16 protein-coding genes are annotated in these 18,376 nt (G+C 66.2%); 5 read left to right on the top strand and 11 right to left on the bottom strand.

Annotation, left to right across the window (positions count from 1 at the left end; translation table 11 throughout):
* The first annotated feature begins 72 nt into the window (after positions 1-72).
* The gene (locus tag FQU96_RS02190; RefSeq protein WP_146539195.1) at positions 73-1,194 is read left to right on the top strand and encodes an FAD-binding oxidoreductase; all 1,122 of its coding nucleotides are present in this window, start codon (positions 73-75) and stop codon (positions 1,192-1,194) included.
* Here the strand turns inward: FQU96_RS02190 and FQU96_RS02185 are convergent.
* The 5 genes from FQU96_RS02185 to FQU96_RS02165 form a co-directional block, all read right to left on the bottom strand.
* Entirely contained in the window at positions 1,186-2,361 is a 1,176-nt protein-coding gene (locus tag FQU96_RS02185; RefSeq protein ID WP_146539194.1) for a PepSY domain-containing protein, read from the bottom strand. The two genes, FQU96_RS02190 and FQU96_RS02185, sit on opposite strands and share 9 nt — an antisense overlap.
* Before the next feature lie 10 nt (positions 2,362-2,371).
* Complete coding sequence (locus tag FQU96_RS02180) at positions 2,372-4,729, bottom strand: TonB-dependent receptor (protein WP_178130257.1); 2,358 nt, start codon at positions 4,727-4,729, stop codon at positions 2,372-2,374.
* Between the two features lie 125 nt (positions 4,730-4,854).
* Positions 4,855-5,826: a FecR domain-containing protein gene (locus FQU96_RS02175; RefSeq protein ID WP_178130256.1), complete on the bottom strand. Its 972-nt coding sequence runs from the start codon at positions 5,824-5,826 to the stop codon at positions 4,855-4,857.
* Positions 5,827-5,921: 95 nt separating this feature from the next.
* Entirely contained in the window at positions 5,922-6,428 is a 507-nt protein-coding gene (locus tag FQU96_RS02170; RefSeq protein ID WP_146539191.1) for a sigma-70 family RNA polymerase sigma factor, read from the bottom strand.
* A 165-nt stretch (positions 6,429-6,593) separates the two neighbouring features.
* Positions 6,594-7,637 (bottom strand): Gfo/Idh/MocA family protein, encoded by a 1,044-nt coding sequence (locus FQU96_RS02165; protein ID WP_146539190.1) that lies wholly within the window; start codon positions 7,635-7,637, stop codon positions 6,594-6,596.
* Between the two features lie 85 nt (positions 7,638-7,722).
* On the opposite strand from FQU96_RS02165, the gene FQU96_RS02160 reads away from it, so the two are divergent.
* Both FQU96_RS02160 and FQU96_RS02155 read left to right on the top strand, forming a co-directional pair.
* On the top strand, positions 7,723-8,835 hold the full coding sequence (locus tag FQU96_RS02160) for a serine hydrolase (protein WP_146539189.1): 1,113 nt from the start codon (positions 7,723-7,725) through the stop codon (positions 8,833-8,835).
* 31 nt (positions 8,836-8,866) lie between these two features.
* Positions 8,867-10,105 carry a cytochrome P450 gene (locus FQU96_RS02155; protein ID WP_146539188.1) on the top strand — a complete coding sequence of 413 codons (1,239 nt, stop codon included), beginning with the start codon at positions 8,867-8,869 and terminating at the stop codon, positions 10,103-10,105.
* A gap of 6 nt (positions 10,106-10,111) precedes the next feature.
* Here the strand turns inward: FQU96_RS02155 and FQU96_RS02150 are convergent, their stop codons facing one another.
* From FQU96_RS02150 to FQU96_RS02130, 5 genes are all read right to left on the bottom strand, one after another.
* Positions 10,112-11,368, bottom strand: a complete 1,257-nt coding sequence (locus tag FQU96_RS02150; protein WP_146539187.1) for a winged helix-turn-helix domain-containing protein — start codon at positions 11,366-11,368, stop codon at positions 10,112-10,114.
* Positions 11,369-11,441: 73 nt separating this feature from the next.
* The gene (locus FQU96_RS02145) at positions 11,442-13,775 is read right to left on the bottom strand and encodes a molybdopterin-dependent oxidoreductase (RefSeq protein WP_146539186.1); all 2,334 of its coding nucleotides are present in this window, start codon (positions 13,773-13,775) and stop codon (positions 11,442-11,444) included.
* 28 nt (positions 13,776-13,803) lie between these two features.
* The gene (locus FQU96_RS02140) at positions 13,804-14,571 is read right to left on the bottom strand and encodes an enoyl-CoA hydratase (RefSeq protein ID WP_146539185.1); all 768 of its coding nucleotides are present in this window, start codon (positions 14,569-14,571) and stop codon (positions 13,804-13,806) included.
* Positions 14,572-14,586: 15 nt separating this feature from the next.
* Positions 14,587-15,288: an SDR family NAD(P)-dependent oxidoreductase gene (locus FQU96_RS02135; RefSeq protein WP_146539184.1), complete on the bottom strand. Its 702-nt coding sequence runs from the start codon at positions 15,286-15,288 to the stop codon at positions 14,587-14,589.
* A 10-nt stretch (positions 15,289-15,298) separates the two neighbouring features.
* Positions 15,299-15,898, bottom strand: coding sequence for a 2-hydroxychromene-2-carboxylate isomerase (locus FQU96_RS02130; protein WP_146539183.1), 600 nt, complete (start codon positions 15,896-15,898; stop codon positions 15,299-15,301).
* Positions 15,899-16,045: 147 nt separating this feature from the next.
* Between FQU96_RS02130 and FQU96_RS02125 the strand changes: the two genes are divergently transcribed.
* Both FQU96_RS02125 and FQU96_RS02120 read left to right on the top strand, forming a co-directional pair.
* Positions 16,046-16,606, top strand: coding sequence for a TetR/AcrR family transcriptional regulator (locus FQU96_RS02125; RefSeq protein WP_146539182.1), 561 nt, complete (start codon positions 16,046-16,048; stop codon positions 16,604-16,606).
* Positions 16,603-17,403: a 3'(2'),5'-bisphosphate nucleotidase CysQ gene (locus FQU96_RS02120; RefSeq protein WP_146539181.1), complete on the top strand. Its 801-nt coding sequence runs from the start codon at positions 16,603-16,605 to the stop codon at positions 17,401-17,403. The genes FQU96_RS02125 and FQU96_RS02120 overlap by 4 nt, the downstream gene beginning before the upstream one ends.
* Before the next feature lie 103 nt (positions 17,404-17,506).
* On the opposite strand, the gene FQU96_RS02115 is transcribed toward FQU96_RS02120, so the two are convergent.
* Positions 17,507-18,310: a glutathione S-transferase family protein gene (locus FQU96_RS02115; protein ID WP_146539180.1), complete on the bottom strand. Its 804-nt coding sequence runs from the start codon at positions 18,308-18,310 to the stop codon at positions 17,507-17,509.
* Positions 18,311-18,376: the final 66 nt, after the last annotated feature.

The following is an 18,376-nucleotide window of genomic DNA, read 5'->3' as shown; positions in this document are numbered from 1 at the left end:
CGAGGGATCCCAGTGATGAAAACGCGTTCGTCTTTCGACGAGATCCCTCGCTACGCTCGGGATGACGGGTAAATGACCACGCCCGACGTCATCGTCATCGGCGGCGGACTGCACGGCTGTTCGACGGCGCTGCATCTGGCGCGGCGCGGCATCCAGGTTCTGGTGATCGAGAAGGACCACGTCGGCCGCCATGCCTCGGGCGTCAATGCCGGTGGCGTGCGGCGGCTGGGTCGGCACCCGGCCGAGATTCCGCTGTCCGTCGCCTCGATGGAGCTGTGGCACGCCATCCGTGACCTGGTCGATGACGATTGCGGCTTCGAGAGCCATGGCCAGGTCAAGGTCGCCGAGACCGAGGCCGAACTCGAGACCCTGCGCCGCCGTGTCGAAGAGGTGCGCACGCTGGGTTTCACGCACGAGGAACTGATCGGCCAGGACGAACTGCGCGACCTGGTGCCGGCGACCAGCCCGCACTGCGTCGGCGCCATCGTCTGCCGCCACGACGGCGCGGCACTGCCGTTTCGCACCACGCTCGCCTTCAAGCGCAAGGCCGAGAGCCTGGGCGCGCGCTTCATCGAGGGCATCCGCGTGACGGGCCTGCGCCGCGCGGCCGGCCACTGGCATGTCGAGACGACCGACGGCGCGCATGAAGCGCCGCGCATCGTCAACACCGCCGGCGCCTGGGCCCATCAGGTGGCGGCCCAACTCGGCGAGCCGGTACCGCTGGAGGTCATCGCGCCGATGCTGATGATCAGCGCGCCCATGGCGCCGTTCCTGAAGCCGGTGCTGGGCGCCACCGGTCGTCCACTGTCGTTCAAGCAGTTCATCAACGGCACGGTGCTGATCGGCGGCGGCCATCGCGGCCGGCCCGATCCGGAAACCAACTGGACCGACCTCGACTTCGCGGCGCTCGCCATCAGCGCCAGGACCGTGTGGGACCTGTTCCCGGTGATGCGCGGAGCACAGATCGTGCGCGCCTGGGCCGGCATCGAGGCGCGCATGCCCGACGACATTCCCGTCATCGGCCCCAGCCGCACCAGCGAGAACGTCTGGCACGCCTTCGGCTTCTCGGCGCACGGCTTTCAGCTCGGCCCTGTCGTGGGCGCCATCATTGCCGAGCTGATCGCCACCGACCGCACCAACCTGCCGATTGCCCCGTTCGACATCGCGCGCTTCGATCGGCCGACGTCACTCTGATCTGTAGCGGCGGGCCTCGCGCTTTTTCCACCAGATGACGATGCCGGTGAGCGAGAGGGCCGCGACCACGAGACCCATGAGGGTCATGAAGGTGCGGAACGGCAGCCCCCAGATGTGGGCCTGATGCAGGGTGGCGATCCAGCTGTAGATCGTATCACCGGCGGCCGCGCCGCTGGGAAGATGCACATGGAGCAGCGCCCCGTTGTCGGCGTCGAAGACGATGCGGGTCTTTCCCTGCCGTTCGCTGATGTCGAGACTCGTGCGGACGTCATAGACGTACACATTCCGCTCCGGATCATGGAGGAACCAATCCTCGGCCGCGATGGTGAAACCGCGTTGGCGTGCCTCGTTGGCCATCAGATGCCGGGCAACCGTCAGGGCCTGTGGCCAACGGAGTGACGGATCGTATCGCGGCGCGCTCAGCGCCGGGCGCTCGATCTCCTGCTGATGGGCGAAGAGCGCTCGCATCGTGGGTTCATAAACATCGCGCAAATTGAAAGCGACGCTCGACCAGGCCAGCACGAGCAACATCGCCCACAGCCACAGGCCGCCGGCGCGATGCACATCGACATTAAAGCGGTAAAAGCCGCCCCACCACCGCAGGCGCCAGGATTTGGCCCATTGGGACCAGAAAGCCCCGGCGGGAGCAGACGGAACGCTTGGCGGGAATGTGAGGTAAGCGCCGATGAAACAGTCGAGCGTCCACAGCAGCGCGACGATGCCGAAGATCAGCTGACCCGCTTCACCCAGCAACAGCGCATAATGCAGCCGATAGAGAAACGGCATCAGGTTGCCGATCCCTTCGCTGATGTCGTCCCACACGCGGCGTCCCAGGATGTTGCCGGTATAGGGATCGACGAAGATCTGCTCGACCCGCTCCCTGTCCGGCTGGAAGATGTGCGTATGGCCCGGCGCCGGCGGGCGCAGCCAGAAGGAGCGGATGCTCTCCGCCGTCCGCGCCGCCGTCATGTCGCGCAGCACCAGGACATCGAGCATCGGCGCGTCCGGCGCGGGCGGCACCACGCGGAACAGGTGCGGGTTGAGGGCCGCGTCCAGTTCCTCGTTCCAGACCAGAAGGCTGCCTGTCAGCCCGGCGATGACGAGAAACCCCGCCAACGCCAGGCCGACGAAGCGATGCGTGACAACCCAGAAGGCCCGCGCACGCATCGGTGGATGGTTACCACTTCATCGAATAGGCCAGCGAGATCCGGCGTCCCTGATCCGGAATCCACGAAAAGCCGGCATTGTTCGCTTCCGACGGGATCGAGAAATACTTGCGATTGAACAGGTTCTGAATGCCGATCTGGAGCGTGCCCGGGCCGACGTCGAAGGCGGCGGCCAGATGCACCAGCAGGACCGGGCTGACCCGGCCCTCCTCGAATTCGGTACTGGCGCCGAACGGATGTCGGCCGGCGCGGTACTCCAGCGTCGCCGTGTTGCGCCACCAAGCCTTGGGCTTGTAGTCCACCGAGAGGTTGCCCTGGAACGGCGGAACGTCACGGCTGCCGATCCGCCGCCACCGGGTCGCTCCTTCGGGCTTGCGAATACCATCCTGCCATGAAGCCGCCGCGGCCACCGACCACTGGTCGTTGATCGTCCAGTCGGCGGTCGCCTCGACGCCCCAGAAGCGCCGCGGTTCGCGCAAGGGGATGCAGGGTGCGTCGGGATCCCGGCATTCCAGCGAACTCATCAGGTCCGATTCCGTGAAAAAGGCGGCCAATGCAAAATTGAAAGCACGACCATATTGGCGAAAGCCGATCTCGTATTGGTTCGACTTGGCCGGCTGCGGATCGACGCGGCTGGCTGCGCCGGCATCGCGGGCCGCCCGGCCCAGCTGCGTGATCTCGGCACCTTGCGAGAAGCTGGCGTAGATCTCGCGCTTGGGCCCGATGGTGTAGACGACGCCGGCGTTGAACAGCGTCAGGCCAAAACTGCGAATGTCACCGCCCACGATGTCGCCTTCGCCGCTCGTGCTGGTGCCGCTTTTCACCCGTCCGCGATAAAATTCATGACGCACCCCCACATTGAAGCGCAGATCACCGAACGATGCCTGTGCCTGGAGATAGGGCGCATAGCTGTCGAGCGTCACGTTGGGCGAAAACAGGCTCACGATCTGGCGCGTGGTCTGGCTGATGTTCGGGCGGTAGTAGCGGTTGCGCTGGATATCGAATCCGTACGTGACCGAGGCCCCTTTCCACCAGACATCGAGCGGCGTCGTGACGCTCAGGCGGACACCCTGGTACTGGTTGGTCTGCTGATCGCGTTCGAGATCGGTGCCGGTGTCGGTGAACTGGACGGATCGCACCCGGCTGGCGAACGCTTCCACCTTCAGGGCACTGCCGAGGATGTCGTCGTGCTCGAAGCTCAGGTTGGTCGTGTAGAAGCTGCGGTGGTTGCGATTGCCGGCCGGAAGGTACGCCAGGTTGGACTGGCTGCGGCGATAGGTGCCGTTGAAGTCGCTGTCATAGTTGCGATCGACATTCGCGCGACCGGCGGTCGCCGTCAGCCGGATGCGGGCGACATCATTGAACTTGTAGCCCAGCGAGGTATCGAAATTGTACAGCGTCTCCTTGCCCATCGAGAACAGCGCCGGGCTGTTGAGATCGTAGGCCCGCTTGCCGTCGGCATCGTAGTTCAAGCCATCGAGGATCAGCGATGCCCCGAGATGAAAGTCGAACTTGCCGATGATCTGGGCTGCGCTCTGATAGAAGCTGTGCTGGAAGCTGCCGCCCGGATGGCTTGTGTTGAAGCTGGTGCGCAGCTTGGTATTGAACGTCAGCGTCTCCGACCGGGCGCGCGGCGTCGACAGCGCAATGATCCCGCCCGGCGAGCCGAAGCCGAATGCCGAGTTGGCGCCGCGCGCGACCTCGATCGACTCCAGGTGGTCGACGGGCAGCAGGTTGAGATCCGAACCGCTGCTGGCCCGCAACTGCTCGTTCACCGGCACGCCGTTGACGAACACCTGTGCGGTACGGCCGCGAATCTGACGCACACCCTGGTTGGTCGGGTTGAAGCCGGGCACCGTGCGCGACAGCACGTTCTCGATCCGCGGCGCGGTCGGCGTCTCCTTCTCGATCCGGTCGCGATCGACGAAGGTGATCGTCGACGGCACGTTCGACATCGGCACATTGGGCGCGCGCGAGCCTAGAACCGTCACCGGCCCCAGGCCGATGGCGCCATCGGCTGGCGCCGGCGTCGGATCGGCAATCAGAATGGCCGTATTGGCGCCCGTCATCCGGAAGCTGAGCTTGGTGCCGGCCAGCAGCCGCGACAGCGCCTCGGTTGATGTCAGGCGGCCATTGACGCCGGGCGACGCGGCCCGGTCGATCAACGCGGCGTCGGCAGAGACATGCAAACCCGATTGCCGGCCGAACCCGGCGAGCGCTGCCGCCAACGGCTGCGCCGGTATGTCGAAGGTACGGAGATCCCCTGTCTGCTGCGGTGGCGTTCCCTGGGCCTCTACGGCCGCTGGCGCGGCGATGAGTGCGGTTGCCGCCACCATGGCCCCGCGGAGCCGGCGCCTCCATGCGTTCATTCGTTCGTCCCCCGAACACCGATACCCTGATTGACCAAGGGGGTGCACAGCGCGTGTTCTCGCTCTCCCCATCGGTCATGACGCCGGTGGCCGAGGGGATTTCGGTACGGGACGGAAATTTTTGCTCAGTCGTCCGAAACGATGACGAGCCACGGCGTGATACGGCGCATTGTGCCGCCGTGAGGACCGATCAATGCGGCCAGGGCTTCCAGCGGATCAGCCGCATTGTAGCTGCCGCTCACGCGCCGCTCGCTGATCTTGCTGCCGGTGAGGATGATCCTGCCGCCGTACCAGGGGCGCAGGTCCGCCACCACGTCGGCGATGCGCCGATTGCGCACATCGATGCGGCGCTCCCGCCAAGACGCAATCCCGTCAGGGGTGACGGTCTTGCGCGTGAGGCCGCCGCCGCGCGCGGCGATGGCCTGCTCGCCCGCGCGCAGATCCTGGCGCATCGCGCCGCGTTCAACCCGCACGAGACCATGCACGACGGTGACTTCTGTATCCGCCGATGTCAGCGCAACCTCGAAAGCGGTGCCCAGCACGGTGACATCGGTATCGCCGACACGGACTCGAAAGGGACGGCCGGGATCCGGGGCGACGTCAAAAAAGACCCGCCCTCTGAGCAGACGCACGCCGCGCCGCGCGCCGTTGTCGTCAAAGGCCAGCGCGCTATCCGGACCCAACACCGCACGGCTGCCATCGGACAGCTGGACGTCGCGCGTTTGCCCTGTCGTCGTCAGCTGGTCGGCCTGCCAGCGCAGGGCCAAGCCCGGTAGCAGCAACACGATCAGGCCGGCGGCGAGCGCGGCCATCGCCACCCATCCCGCCCTGCCCCCTGGCGACAGGCGCGCGCTGATGCGTTCCGGCGGAGCGTGCCATCGGTCCCTGAGCACGGACGGCATCAAACCCAGCTTTTCGTAGGTCGCGCAGGTGTTGTCCCAGGCGTCGCCGTGACGCGGATCCACGGCAAGCCACTGCGCGAAACGGGCGCCGAGCGCCGCGTCCCGAGGTGCCTCCTTGAGTGCGACCAACCACCGGGCGGCCTCCACCGCCACATCCTCCGGATGATCGCTCTGCTGCCCGCTCCGCTCCGTCAAGCCTGGTTCCCTCGCCGATCTTGCATCCATACCATAGACGCCGGAGCCTGCCGGTTTTTTGGTCCAGAGGTTTTACAATCGAGCGGGGGGGCGCGTCAGGCCGGCGGATGCAGACGACGTTGGCAGTGGGCCAAGCCCTTGGCGATGATCTCGTGCGCGGTCGTAACGGAAACACCAAGCCGTGCAGCGATATCTTTCAGTCCGTGGCCGCCCAGGCGGTGCATCTCCAGCGCCAGCCGCGTGCGCTCGGGCAGGTCGGCCATGGCATCCAGCAGCAGCCGCAACTCTTCGCGTGACGCCGCAACCGCCTCAGGCGACGGCGTTTTGTCGGCAACGGTGTCGGAATCAACACCGGATGACACGACCCGGGCTTCGCGGTGCGCGCGCCGACGACCGTCGATCGCCAGATTGCGGACAATTCGATAGAGATAGTGCAGTGGTCGGCGGAGCGTTTGCTGCTGTGCAGCGCGTTCCAGGTGCAACCATGCATCCTGTACGACGTCCTCGGCGCGCGACCGGCATCCCACGATGGACGCCGCATGATCAACCAGCGCATCGCGATGCCCGAGATAGAGATCGAGTTTGCCGGCGCCTTCGGTCAACCCATTCCTCGCTTCCAAGCCACGCGCTTTTCGCCCGCCCCAAGGCACCCATCCGCCATGCCCAAAGCATCGCGTCACGGTACGACCCCGACCGTGCTGGCGTTCACGCTCAGTGATACTGCGAATGATTATCAATAACAAGCGGGAGGCGTATTCCTTGAGGCCTCAGCCCGACGACAGCACCACGGGCTGTCGCGTCGTGGCCGCGGTGAGCACGGCCTGTGTCGCCTCCAGAGTGCGCGTGCCGTCATGACCTGAAATCACCGGTTCCTCGTGGCCGCGGATGACGGCTGCGAAATGGCGCAGCTGTTCAACATAGGGATTGGCGGCCTCGATCGCTTCAGGGCTGGCCGTAATGGTCTCGTTCCAGCCGCGTGCGCCGGGATAACGCCAGTGATTGAGTTTCGGCAACGTCAGCGACCCTTCGGTGCCGCAGAAGAAATGGGTTTCGACACCGTCGGGTTTGAAGAAGGCCGGGTTCTCGCCCGACGCAAGATCCCACGTCCACGGCGCCGCGGCCGCATCGGACAACGTGATCGTGCCCAGCGCGCCGTTGGCGAAATGCAGCAGGATCGCGGCTGTATCCTCGACCGCGTAACCGCGCACGGTATTGGCCGTGATGGCCTGCACGCTCGTGACCTCGCCATAGAGAAAACGCAGGAGATCGATCTCATGGATCAGGTTGATCAGCACCGGGCCGCCGCCGGGCTGACGTCGCCACGCCACATTGAAGTACGCATCAGGCTTCAGGAACGTCGCCAGCACGGTGGCCGACACAAGGCGGCCCAGGGCGCCATCGCGGATGAGCTGTCGTGCGCGCCGCACGATCGGGTTATGGCGGCGATGGTGGCCCACCAGCAGCGGCACGCCGGCGGCCTGTGCCGCATCGGACAGGCGCCGGGCGTCGGCCACGGTGTCGGCGATCGGCTTCTCGACCAGCACCGGGATGCCGGCGGCGATGAAGTCCAGCGCCACCGGCACGTGCAGCACGTTCGGTGTCGCCACGATCGCGGCATCAGGCCGATCGCCCGCCAGCAGCGCCTGATGATCGGCGAGCCACGGCACGCCGGCATTCTCGGCCACTGTCCTGGCAGCGGGGCTGGGATCGACGATGGCGGACAACCGCACGCCGGGTGCACCGGCAGCACCCCGGATGTGCGCCGGCGCATGCATGCCGCCACCGACCAGCGCGACGCGGATGTCTGCCATGTTTCCTCCTCGATGACAGCGACGTGCCATCCTGGTTAGCCTAGCATCGCCATCCCGTGCCGAGCGAGGGGAGGCGGAGAGAGCGATGAATGATGGTGCAGCGCTACCCGTGATGCGCGCGGTCGAACCGCGGGCCGTTGGCATGGATGGCGAGCGTCTCGCCCAGGCCGTGGCCTTCGTGCAGGCACACGAATCGCCATGGCCGCGCAGCCTCTATGAACCTGACGGCCGTTTCTGTCTCACCGCCGAGGCCGGTGAGCGGGCGCCGGATGACGCGATCCTGGGTCCTGTCACGCCGCGCGGCGGTCCCGCCGGGCTGATCCTGCGCCACGGCCAGATCGTGGCCGAGTGGGGCGACGTGGACCGGCCCGACATGACCTTCAGTGTCGCCAAGAGCTATCTCGCCGTACTCGCCGGCCTTGCGGTCGGCGACGGGCTGATCGGCAGCCTCGACGATCGTGTCGGCGCGGATCAGCACGACAGCGGCTTCGACAGTCCGCAGAACCGCGACATCACCTGGCGCCATCTGCTGCAGCAGACCAGCGAGTGGGAAGGCACGCTGTTCGACAAGCCCGACATGATCGACCGCCACCGCCAGGTCGGCGCGACCGCGGCGGCACCAGCCAAGGGCACGTTTCGCGCGCTGCAGCCGCCGGGCACTTTCTGGGAATACAACGACGTGCGCGTCAATCGCCTGGCGCTGTCGCTGCTGCAGCGCTTCCGCGAGCCGCTGCCGTCCGTGCTCAAGCGCCGCATCATGGATCCGATCGGGGCCTCACCCACCTGGCGCTGGGACGGCTATCGCAATGCCACCGTCGATATCGACGGCACGCCGATGGTCTCGGTGCCCGGCGGCGGCCACTGGGGTGGCGGCATCGTGATCAGCGCCCGCGATCATGCGCGCGTCGCGCAGCTGGTGGCCGCCGACGGTGTGTGGAATGGCCGGCGCCTGCTGCCGCAAGGCTGGTGTGCCGAGCTGCGCCGGCCGTGCGCCGTGGCACCGTTCTATGGCCTGATGTGGTGGTTGAACACCGGCCGCAAGCAGTATCCGGCGGCGCCGGAGAGCAGCTTCTTCGCGATGGGCTGGGGCTCGCACATCCTCTGGATCGATCCCGAGCATGATCTGGTGGCGGTTGTGCGCTGGATCGACAGGGCCCATGCTAACGGCTTCATCAAGCGGGTGCTGGACAGCCTCTAGGACGCATACCGCAGCAAGGGAGGTCGCGCCGATGTCTCTACAGTCCGTGGTTGACGACTCCCCGTCCATCGACGCGATCGACGTCAGCGATCCGCAGCTTTACCTGGATGACACCTGGCAGCCGCTGTTCGCGCGGCTGCGCCACCAGGATCCGATCCACTACTGTCCCGCGAGTCCGTACGGACCCTACTGGTCGGTAACCCGCTACGACGACATCATGGCCGTCGAGCTGAACCATGCGGTCTACTCATCGTCCGGCGAGTTCGGCGGCATCCAGATCGCCGATTCGCCGCTGGGGCACGACGTGGTGAGCTTCATCCGCATGGATCCGCCGCTGCACCCGGTGCGCCGTCGCACGGTGAGCCCGATCGTGGGACCGAGCAACCTCGTCAACATGGAAGCGACCATTCGCGAGCGCACGGCCAGCGTGCTCGACGACCTGCCGCGCAACGAGACGTTCGACTGGGTTGACCGGGTCTCGATCGAGCTCACCACGATGATGCTGGCGACCCTGTTCGACTTCCCGTGGGAGGACCGGCGCAAGCTCACATACTGGTCTGATGTCGCCGTGGCCAATGTTGACGCACCCGACGCACCGGTGCGCTCCGACGAAGAGCGCTTCGCCGAACTGGGGCGGATGGGACAGTATTTCTCGCGGCTGTGGAACGAGCGCGTGAACGCGCCGCCGAAGTTCGACCTGATCTCCATGCTGGCGCACGGCGAGACGACGCGCAACATGACGCCGGCGGAGTTCGTCGGTACCCTGGCCCTGCTGATCGTGGGCGGCAACGACACCACGCGCAACACCATGTCGGGCGGACTGCTGGCGCTGCACCAGAATCCCGACCAGTGGCAAAAGCTGCGCGCCAACCCTGCCCTGGTACCGAGCCTGGTGGCCGAGACCATCCGCTACCAGACGCCGGTGATCCACATGCGGCGCACGGCCAAGACGGATGCGGTGCTGGGCGGCAAAACGATCCGCAAGGGCGACAAGGTGGTGATGTGGTACGTCTCGGGCAACCGCGACGATACCGTGATCGAGCAGCCCGACGCCTTCATCGTCGACCGCGCCAAGCCGCGTCAGCACCTGTCGTACGGCGCCGGCATCCATCGCTGCGTCGGTGACCGCCTGGCCGACCTGCAGCTGCGCATTCTGTGGGAAGAAATCCTGAAGCGTGATCTGCGGATCGACGTCGTCGGCCCGCCGCAGCGGATCTACTCGAATTTCCTGCGCGGCTTCCGCTACTTGCCGGCGCGGATCACGGGATAGTCCCTGTCATCCCGAGCGTAGCGAGGGATCTTTCGCGGCAGAAAGATTCCTCGCTGCGCTCGGAATGACAGGATCGGCGCTTGGAATGACGGTGATCTCGTTCGGCGTGCCGGCAAGTTGGAAGCGTTCGAAGCGGTGTAGTTCCTCTTCGATCAGCCGCTTGTATGTCCGCGCCGATCCGCGGCCGAACCAGTTCCACTTTTGCACCAGCAGCTTGCGCTTCTCGCGGTCGGTCTTCAGGTCGACGGCGGCAACGACCTTGTCGCCGACCAGCACCGGCAGCGCGAAATAGCCGAACACCCGCTTCTCCTTGGGTACATAGGCCTCGAAGCGGTGCTCGTAGTCGAAAAAGAACTGCAGGCGCTTGCGCTGAATGATCAGCGGGTCGAACGGCGAGAGGACGTGGACCAGCGCCTCGTCGGGCTGCGGGTGCGACTCGAGCGTTTCGGGCTGCGCCCAGTACTCCGTCTTGCCGGCATCCTCGAGCACCACCGGCACCAGTTCCTGGCGGCGCATGCGCGCGTCGATCAGCCGCCGCACGATCGGCTTGCTGGGCGCGTTCATGTAGCAGATGGAGTCGAGGCTCACGATCCCCTGCGCCCGCAGCGCCCGGTCGAGCTGGTAGGTGGCGATCTCACGCTCCGAAGCGGGCTTGGGCCGCTTGTCCCAGCCGAAATGCCGCTCCATCAACTCGTAGGTCTTGAGCATGCCGCTGCGCGTGCTGATGGTCAGCGTACCGGTATAGAAGGCGAACTGCAGTGCCCGCTTCGACGGCTTGCGGCTGGCCCACAGGTGCTCTTTCTCCATCAGCACGTCATCGTCGATGTCACGGATGGTGAGCGCACCGCCCTTGCGGATGAGGGTGAGAACCTTGCGCAGCTCCGGTTTCGTGACCGCGGCATACCATTTGGTGGGCTGTGCGCGGTGCTCGCGCATGTCGCGGACAAAGAAGCGCAGATCCCGGCTGGGAACGTAGGACAGCGCGTGCGTCCAATATTCGAACACCGTCTTGTCGATGCTTTGCGCCTGGTGCAGGTGGACGCGCTGGTAGTCGGGGATGCGGCTGTAGAGGATATGGTGGTGGCAGCGCTCGATCACATTGATGGTATCGATCTGCACATAGCCCAGATGCTCGACCGCCAGTCGCGTTGCTTCAGGCCCGTCGCCGAACGGCGCGCGCGTATCCAGCCGCTGCGCCTGCAACCAGATACGTCTGCCCTGGGACTTCGTCAGCGGAAGAGGCTTGTTACGGATGCGAGACATGCGTGGTCGGCACTGTAGCCGGACTCGCGCCGCCGGAAAGATGCAAAATGACGGCTATCAACAGCCAGGCGGGTCAACTCGCCACTGCGGCCGCGCCGGCATGAATGCGGCGCGATGCCGCTTCGGCCGCCGCCGCTTCCTGCGCCGTGGCCCGCGCCAGGCGCACCGGCACATTCTTGTGGTACGGCGTACCCGCGATCGGATCGCGATGATCGCCCGACGTGAGCAGGTTCACCCGCGGCCCGTTGACCAGCCGTCCACCGTCGGCGGTCGGGTAGGCTTGGCCGTAACCATGCGGCAGCGCCAGCTGGCCGCGCCGCATGGTGTCATCCGCCTGGCTGCGGACCACGACACGGCCTTTGGCCGACTCGATCGCCAGCCAGTCGCCGTCGCTGGCGCCCAGGCCGGCGAGATCCAGCGGATGGACCAGCAAGGCACCATCGGGATCGCTGCGCCGCCACGCCGGATCGCGGAAGATCTGGTTGGCGTTGTACATCCGGCGCTGGCCGGCCGCGAGGGCGAACGGATAATCGCTTTCAGGCTGAATTCGTGACGAATCGAGACGGCCGAGCCAGTCGAGCAACGCCGGAATCGCCAGCCGCACCTTGCGGTCGGGATAGTCGATCAGCGACCAGATATCGTCGTAGTCATGCGTCGTGAACGCCGTCCCCTGCCGCGTGCCGGCGATCGCATCGAACAGCGTCTCGCCCAGCGCCGCATCTTGTATCTCCGGCCCCGCCCCGACGGCGCGCCGCACGGCTGCCGGCATCCGCCGCGCCGCCATCTGGGCTGCCGGCCACAACGGCGCCGCGGCCGCAACGCCATCCGGCAGCACGGCGCCCAGCGTATTGTAGAGAACGAGCGCGGCAACAGGAGCGGCCGCCGGATTCTCCGACATGAAGATGCTGAAGGCCTTGCCGAATTCGGCCCGCGAGCGCGCGGCCGCCGCGCGCAACGGTGCAAGTACGTTGTCCCCAGGCAGCAAGCCCATGGCCCGGGCCAACCGCGTGTAGATTTCCGGCTCCGGCAATGTGCCCGGCAGCGGCGGCAACACCGCAGCGCGGACATGGACGTAGTTGGTCGGGAACTCGAAGTTGAAGAGCGTGAACTCGGTCTTCTCATACTGCGTGGATGCCGGCAGCACGTAATGCGCCAACCGCGCCGTTTCCGTCATCGCCACATCGACGACCACCAGCAGGTCGAGTGCTGCCAATGCCCGCTCCGCCGCGTGCGTGTCAGCCGCGGTGTTGGCCGGGTTGCTGCTGTCGACCAGCACGGCGCGCAAACGGTCGGGATGATCCGTCAGCACGGCCTGCGGGAAGCTGTTGGGCGGCAGCAGGCCGGCGATCACCTCGTCGCCCGTCGGGGCGAAGACCTGGCCGCGGCTGTTGCCCCACAGCGGCACCAGCCAGCTGTGCAGCTGGTTGGTACCTTTCCGGCCGAAGCTGCCGGTCAGCATGATCAGCAGCTTCTCCAGATAGGAGTTCAGCGTCGAGTTCACGCCCTGCTGGATGCCGAGCTCGACACGCACAACCATCGCCTTGGCGGCCAGCATCATGTCGACGCAGCGCTCGATATCGACCATCGGCACGTCGGCTGCGGCAGCCCATTGTTCAATCGGAATGCGCGCCAGCGCCTCGCGCACCACCTCGAAGCCGACGGTATGCTCGGCCAGGAAGGCATGATCGACGGCATCGCGGCGGATCAAGGTCGCCAGAATGGCACCCAGCAGGAACGCATCGCCACCTGGCCTCACCGCAAGATGCAGGTCGGCCTGCTGCGCGGTCTCGGTGCGGCGTGGATCGACGACGATCAGCTTGCGCTGCGGATCCTTGCGGATCTGGTTCAGATGGTCACGCGCGTTGGGAAAGCCGTGCGCCACCCACGGATTGCAGCCGATCGCGAACAGCAGGTCGCAGTGATGCACGTCCTCCGCCGTGTGGCAGACCTGACTGCCGAACATGTGGCCGTTGACCCAGAAATCGCCGGTCTTCTCCTGGGCGAGTGCATTGAACGTGTTGCGCGATCCCAGGGCTCGCATCAGCGCCGTGGCATAGGCGCCGCCGGCATGGTTGCCCTGCCCGCCGCCGCCATAGAGCGCGAAGCTGCGACCGCCGTGCTGTGCGTGGATCGCGTGGACGCGCTCGGCGATCTCGGCGATCGCCTCGTCCCACGAGATCGCATCGAAGCCTCCATCGGCGCGCCGGCGCAGCGGTGACGTCAGCCGATCCTTGTGATGGGCATAATAGGGAATCCGCGCCGCCTTGTTACAGAGATATCCCTGCGACTTGGGACTCGATTTGTCACCGCGCACCTTGGTCAGCCGACCCTCCTCGACCGACACCTCCAGCGCGCAGTTCACATAGCAGAGGTTGCAGACGGTCTTGTGCCAAACGGCCTGTGCCATGAATGCCTCCCCTGTGGAGTTCCGTGCCCTAGCCCACCTTGCTGAAATCAGGTGCCCGCTTCTGGGTGAACGCCGTGATGGCCTCGCGCAGTTCGGGCGACTTGAGTTGGGCTGCGAAATGAACGCTCTCGGCGCGCATGCGGTCGGCGACGGGTTCCTCGCCGCGCTTCATCAGCGCCTTGGTGGCACGCACGGCGCCGGGGGCCTTGGCCGCCAATGCCTGGGCGCGCGCCGTCGCTTCGCCCAGCAGCCCTTGCGTATCGAATATGGCGGTCACCAGGCCGGCAGCCTCTGCCTGCGCGGCGTCCATACGGCCACCCAGCAGGAACAGCTCCGCCGCCTTGGCGTGGCCGATCCGACGCGGCAGCAGCAGCGACGATGCAGCCTCTGGCACCAGTGCAAGATTGACGAACGGCGCACTGAACGTCGCCGTCCGCGCGGCGTACACCAGATCGCAATGCAGCAGCATGGTGGTACCGATGCCCACCGCCAGCCCATTGATGGCGGCGATCACCGGCTTCTCGGCGGTCGAAATAGCCGCCAGGAACCGCGTGACCGGCGCCTCGCCGCCCTGCGGTGGTGCGTTCAGGAAGTCACCCAGGTCGTTGCCGGCGGTGAAGGCATCGCCTGTGCCGGTGATCAGGACGACGCGGACCGCCGCGTCGGTCGCCGCACGCCCCAGGGCATCGGCCATGGCGGCATACATCGCGTGCGTGAGCGCGTTCTTCTTCTCCGGCCGGTTCATGGTGATGGTCAGCAACGGACCATCCTGGCCGACCACGACATGCTCGGTCATCGCGTGCCTCCGTCGCTACCAGGTCTCGCCATAGGGCCGCACTTCGACGTTGAACGACCAGGCCGTGCGATCCTGGTGTGCCACGTGCCAGATCTCCTCGGCGATCGCCGACGGCTGGATGAAGAAGTCGTCGGGCTTGTCCTTGTAGCGTTCACGCGCCCACGGCACGTCGATCACCGCGTCGATCACGAGATAGGCGACATGGATACCCTTGGGGCCGAGATCGCGCGCCATGGCTTCGGCGAGGATACGCTGCGCTGCCTTGGTCGGCGCGAAGCCGGCGAAGCCCGCTCTGCCGCGCAACGCCGAGGTGTTGCCCGTCACCATGATGGCGCCCTTGCCGGCCTTGATCATCGCCGGTGCGAGGCGGCGCGCCAGGTACAGCAGGCCCATGGTGTTGACCTGGAAGTTGCGGTTCAGCACCTGCGGATCGATGTCGAGGAACGATCCGAAGGCGCCCCCGACGGCGTTGTGGACCAGCACCGAAGGCGTGCCGAGGTCGCGCTCGACGGCATTGAGGGACGCATCGATCTGCGCCGGATCGGAGACATCGCAGACATAGGCCTTGGCACCGGGCAAGGCCTTGGCCAGCTCGGCGATACGCTGTTCATTGCGCGCCAGCAGGGCGACGCGATAGCCGCCCTTGGCGAACCGCCGTGCCAGGGCTGTGCCGGTACCCGGCCCGACACCGGTGACCACGCAAACGGGATCTGCCATGCGACTCTCCTCAGGCTGCCGCCTTGGCGGCGTCGGTCAAGAAATCCAGCCGGTCGTTGCCGAAGAACATCTGGTCGCCGACGAAGAAGGTCGGTGACCCGAAGACGCCGCGCTCGGCTGCCGCTTCGGTCGCCTTGTCGAGACGCACCATGACCTCAGGCGCCTCGGCCTTCTTCAGCAGGCCCTCACCGTCGAGCCCGGCCTTGTCGAGAAACGCGGTGAACACGCCACGGTCGGCGAGATTGGCATCGCCGGCCCACAGCGCCCGGTAGATGGCACTGACGTAGTCGCTGCCGCGGCCGTCATCGATGGCGACCAGGGCCACGCGGCCCAGCTGCGCGAAGTCGACCGCGCGCAGGTTCGGATTGCGCTGGAACGGCACCTGATAGCGTGTCGCCCAGCGGCCAATGTCGGCGCCGGCGTATCTGCCCTTGTTCTTGCACTCGACCGTGGTCGGCGTGTTGCCCACCATCTTCATGAGCGGAAGGATGCGAAACGGCTTGTAGATGACGTCGGCGCCCGTCTCGGCCCGGAGTCGGGGAAACTGCGTTGTCGCGAGATAGCTGTAGGGACTGGGAAAATCGAAATAGAACTCGATCTGGCGGGCCATGTTTCCCCCCGGCGGGTCGGCGATTGAGGTTAATTCCGCGCTGCGCTATCATGATAATCATCATGATTAAATTTATGATGATGGCCATCATGAAAACAGTCAAGTCCGCGGTCGGGGCGTTGTGATGAGAAAAATTGCGAGGTCGGCATGAAAGTTTCGAAGGAAACCAGCGCCCAGCACCGCGACGATCTCTTGCGGGCGGCGAGCCGGCTGTTTCGCGACAGGGGCTTCGATAAGGTTGGGGTCGCCGAGATCACCGCGGCAGCCGGCTTGACCCACGGCGCCTTCTATACGCACTTCAAGTCGAAGGACGAGCTCTGCGCCGAAGCCATCTCTCAAGCCGCGCGCCACAGCGCCAAGAGGGCGGCGGGGCTGGGCGACTGGTCGACCTACGTCGACGCCTATCTCAGCCCCAGACATGTGCGCGACCGCGGCAACGGCTGTCCCTACGCCGCGTTGGGCGGCGACGTGCCGCGCGAGAGTGCACCGGTCAAAGCCGCCTTCTCCACGGCCCTCGATCGCGCCATCGACAGCGTCGCGCGCATGGCCGATGGCGGCCAGGGCGCGCCGTCGCGTGATCGTGCCATCGCGGCACTGGCCATCATGGTCGGCGCCCTGACGCTGGCGCGATCAACCACCGATACTGATCTGCGCGACGAAATCCTCGCCACCGCCAGGGCGCACGTGATCGGCGACTCTGCCCCATGAGCGATCTTGCCGCCGACATCACGTTGTTGAACGCAGCGGTGCGCGAAGCCGGCGCGCTGGCACTGCGCTTCTGGCGCACGGAGCTGACGGTCTGGCAGAAGCCGGGCGACACGCCGGTCAGCGAGGCCGACATCGCCGTCGATCGCCATCTGCGGCAGCGGCTGTGCGAAGCGCGACCGGACTACGGTTGGCTGTCGGAAGAGACCGAGGACGACACCGCGCGCCTGCAATGCGGACGGGTGTGGGTCGTCGATCCGATCGACGGAACGCGGGCCTTTCTCGACGGCACACCGCATTTCTGTCATGCCGTGGCGCTGGTCGAAAACGGCGTGCCGGTCGCCGCGGCCCTGTTCAACCCGGCGGTCGCCGAATTCTATGAAGCGGCGATCAACCAGGGTGCGCAGTTGAATGGCATACCGATCCAGGTCAGCGACCAACAGACGGTCGCCGGTTGTCGCATGGCCGCCTACGGCCCCATGTTCAAGCACCCGGCCTGGCGTGAACCGTGGCCCGAGATGGAGATCATCCAGCGCGATTCGGTGGCCTACCGCCTGGCCCTGGTCGCCAGCGGCGCCGCCGATGCCGCCATGGGGCTCAACACCAAGAACGACTGGGACCTGGCCGCCGCCGACCTGATCGTGCGCGAGGCCGGCGGCCGCGTGACGGCGCATGACGGCAAGGCGTTGACCTACAACAACCCGACGCCGCAGCAGTACAGCTTCCTCGCCGCCGGCCCGAACCTGCACGCCGCGCTGTTCGCGCGCACCGGACACATCAAGCTGAAGTCGCGCGGGTAGGTAACCTGTCATCCCGAGCGCAGCGAGGGATCTCCCGCGAATGACGCACCGTACGTCCGACCGCAGGAGATCCCTCGCTGCGCTCGGGATGACAGACTAGACCCTAGGCAGCCTTGGCGACGGCGCTGGCGATCTTCTGCAGGTAGGGCCCGACATCGGGCGCGAACGCCGGATGGGCGCGGAGCTTGGCGTAGTGCGCCATGGCACGCGGATATTCCGCCTCGAGCCCATCATGCAGGATCGGCGTCAGGCCTTGCGCGGCCAGTGCCTTGGACCGCGGCTTCTCGTTGGCGAACAGGCTGAGCTCGGCCACGAAACAGATATCGGCCAAGGTGATGTCGTCGCCGACCAGGAACGACCGCGCCGGCGCCAGCGCCTGATCGATGCCGGCGATGTAGGTGCTGAACGCATCGCGCGTGCGGGCGTGGATTTCCGCCGTGACGGTGTCGCGCAGCGAGAGCAGATAGATCTGCGAATCGCGGGCAAACACCAGGCTGACATCGAGGAAGCTGTCGATACGGGCGGCCGAATAGGCATCGCTGCCGTAAAGCGGATAGGTGTTCACGCCCAGCCGCGCCACCGCGCGCATGATGCTGTTGGATTCGAAGATCCCGACCCTGCCGTCGGGACTGAACGCGGCTGGCACGGTGCCGAAAGGGTGCGCCTCCAGAAACGCCGGTGTCTTGTAGAGGCGACTCTTGAAGCCTGTCCGCCCGGTACGCTGGAGCGCCGGTTCCTGCCGTTCGCTGTCTGACAGCGGATGGGCATCGAAGTCCCACAGCCAGTCCTGAAGCTCGCCGGGCGGGGCGCCGCGCAAATCGATGGTAATGCCGCACAGCCGGGCCGCGATGGTCGCCTTCCAGATGCGCGGATTGGGCAGATAGGAAAAGATTCGCAGCTGGCTCATGCGCAACCTCCGACAGGCGGCGCATGATGCGCGACGATCGGCCGAGCCGCATCGTCGTTTGCCTCA

The organism is Reyranella sp. CPCC 100927 (assembly GCF_007859315.1).
Classification (GTDB): domain Bacteria; phylum Pseudomonadota; class Alphaproteobacteria; order Reyranellales; family Reyranellaceae; genus Vineibacter.
This window is presented reverse-complemented; position numbering and strand designations above follow the sequence as displayed.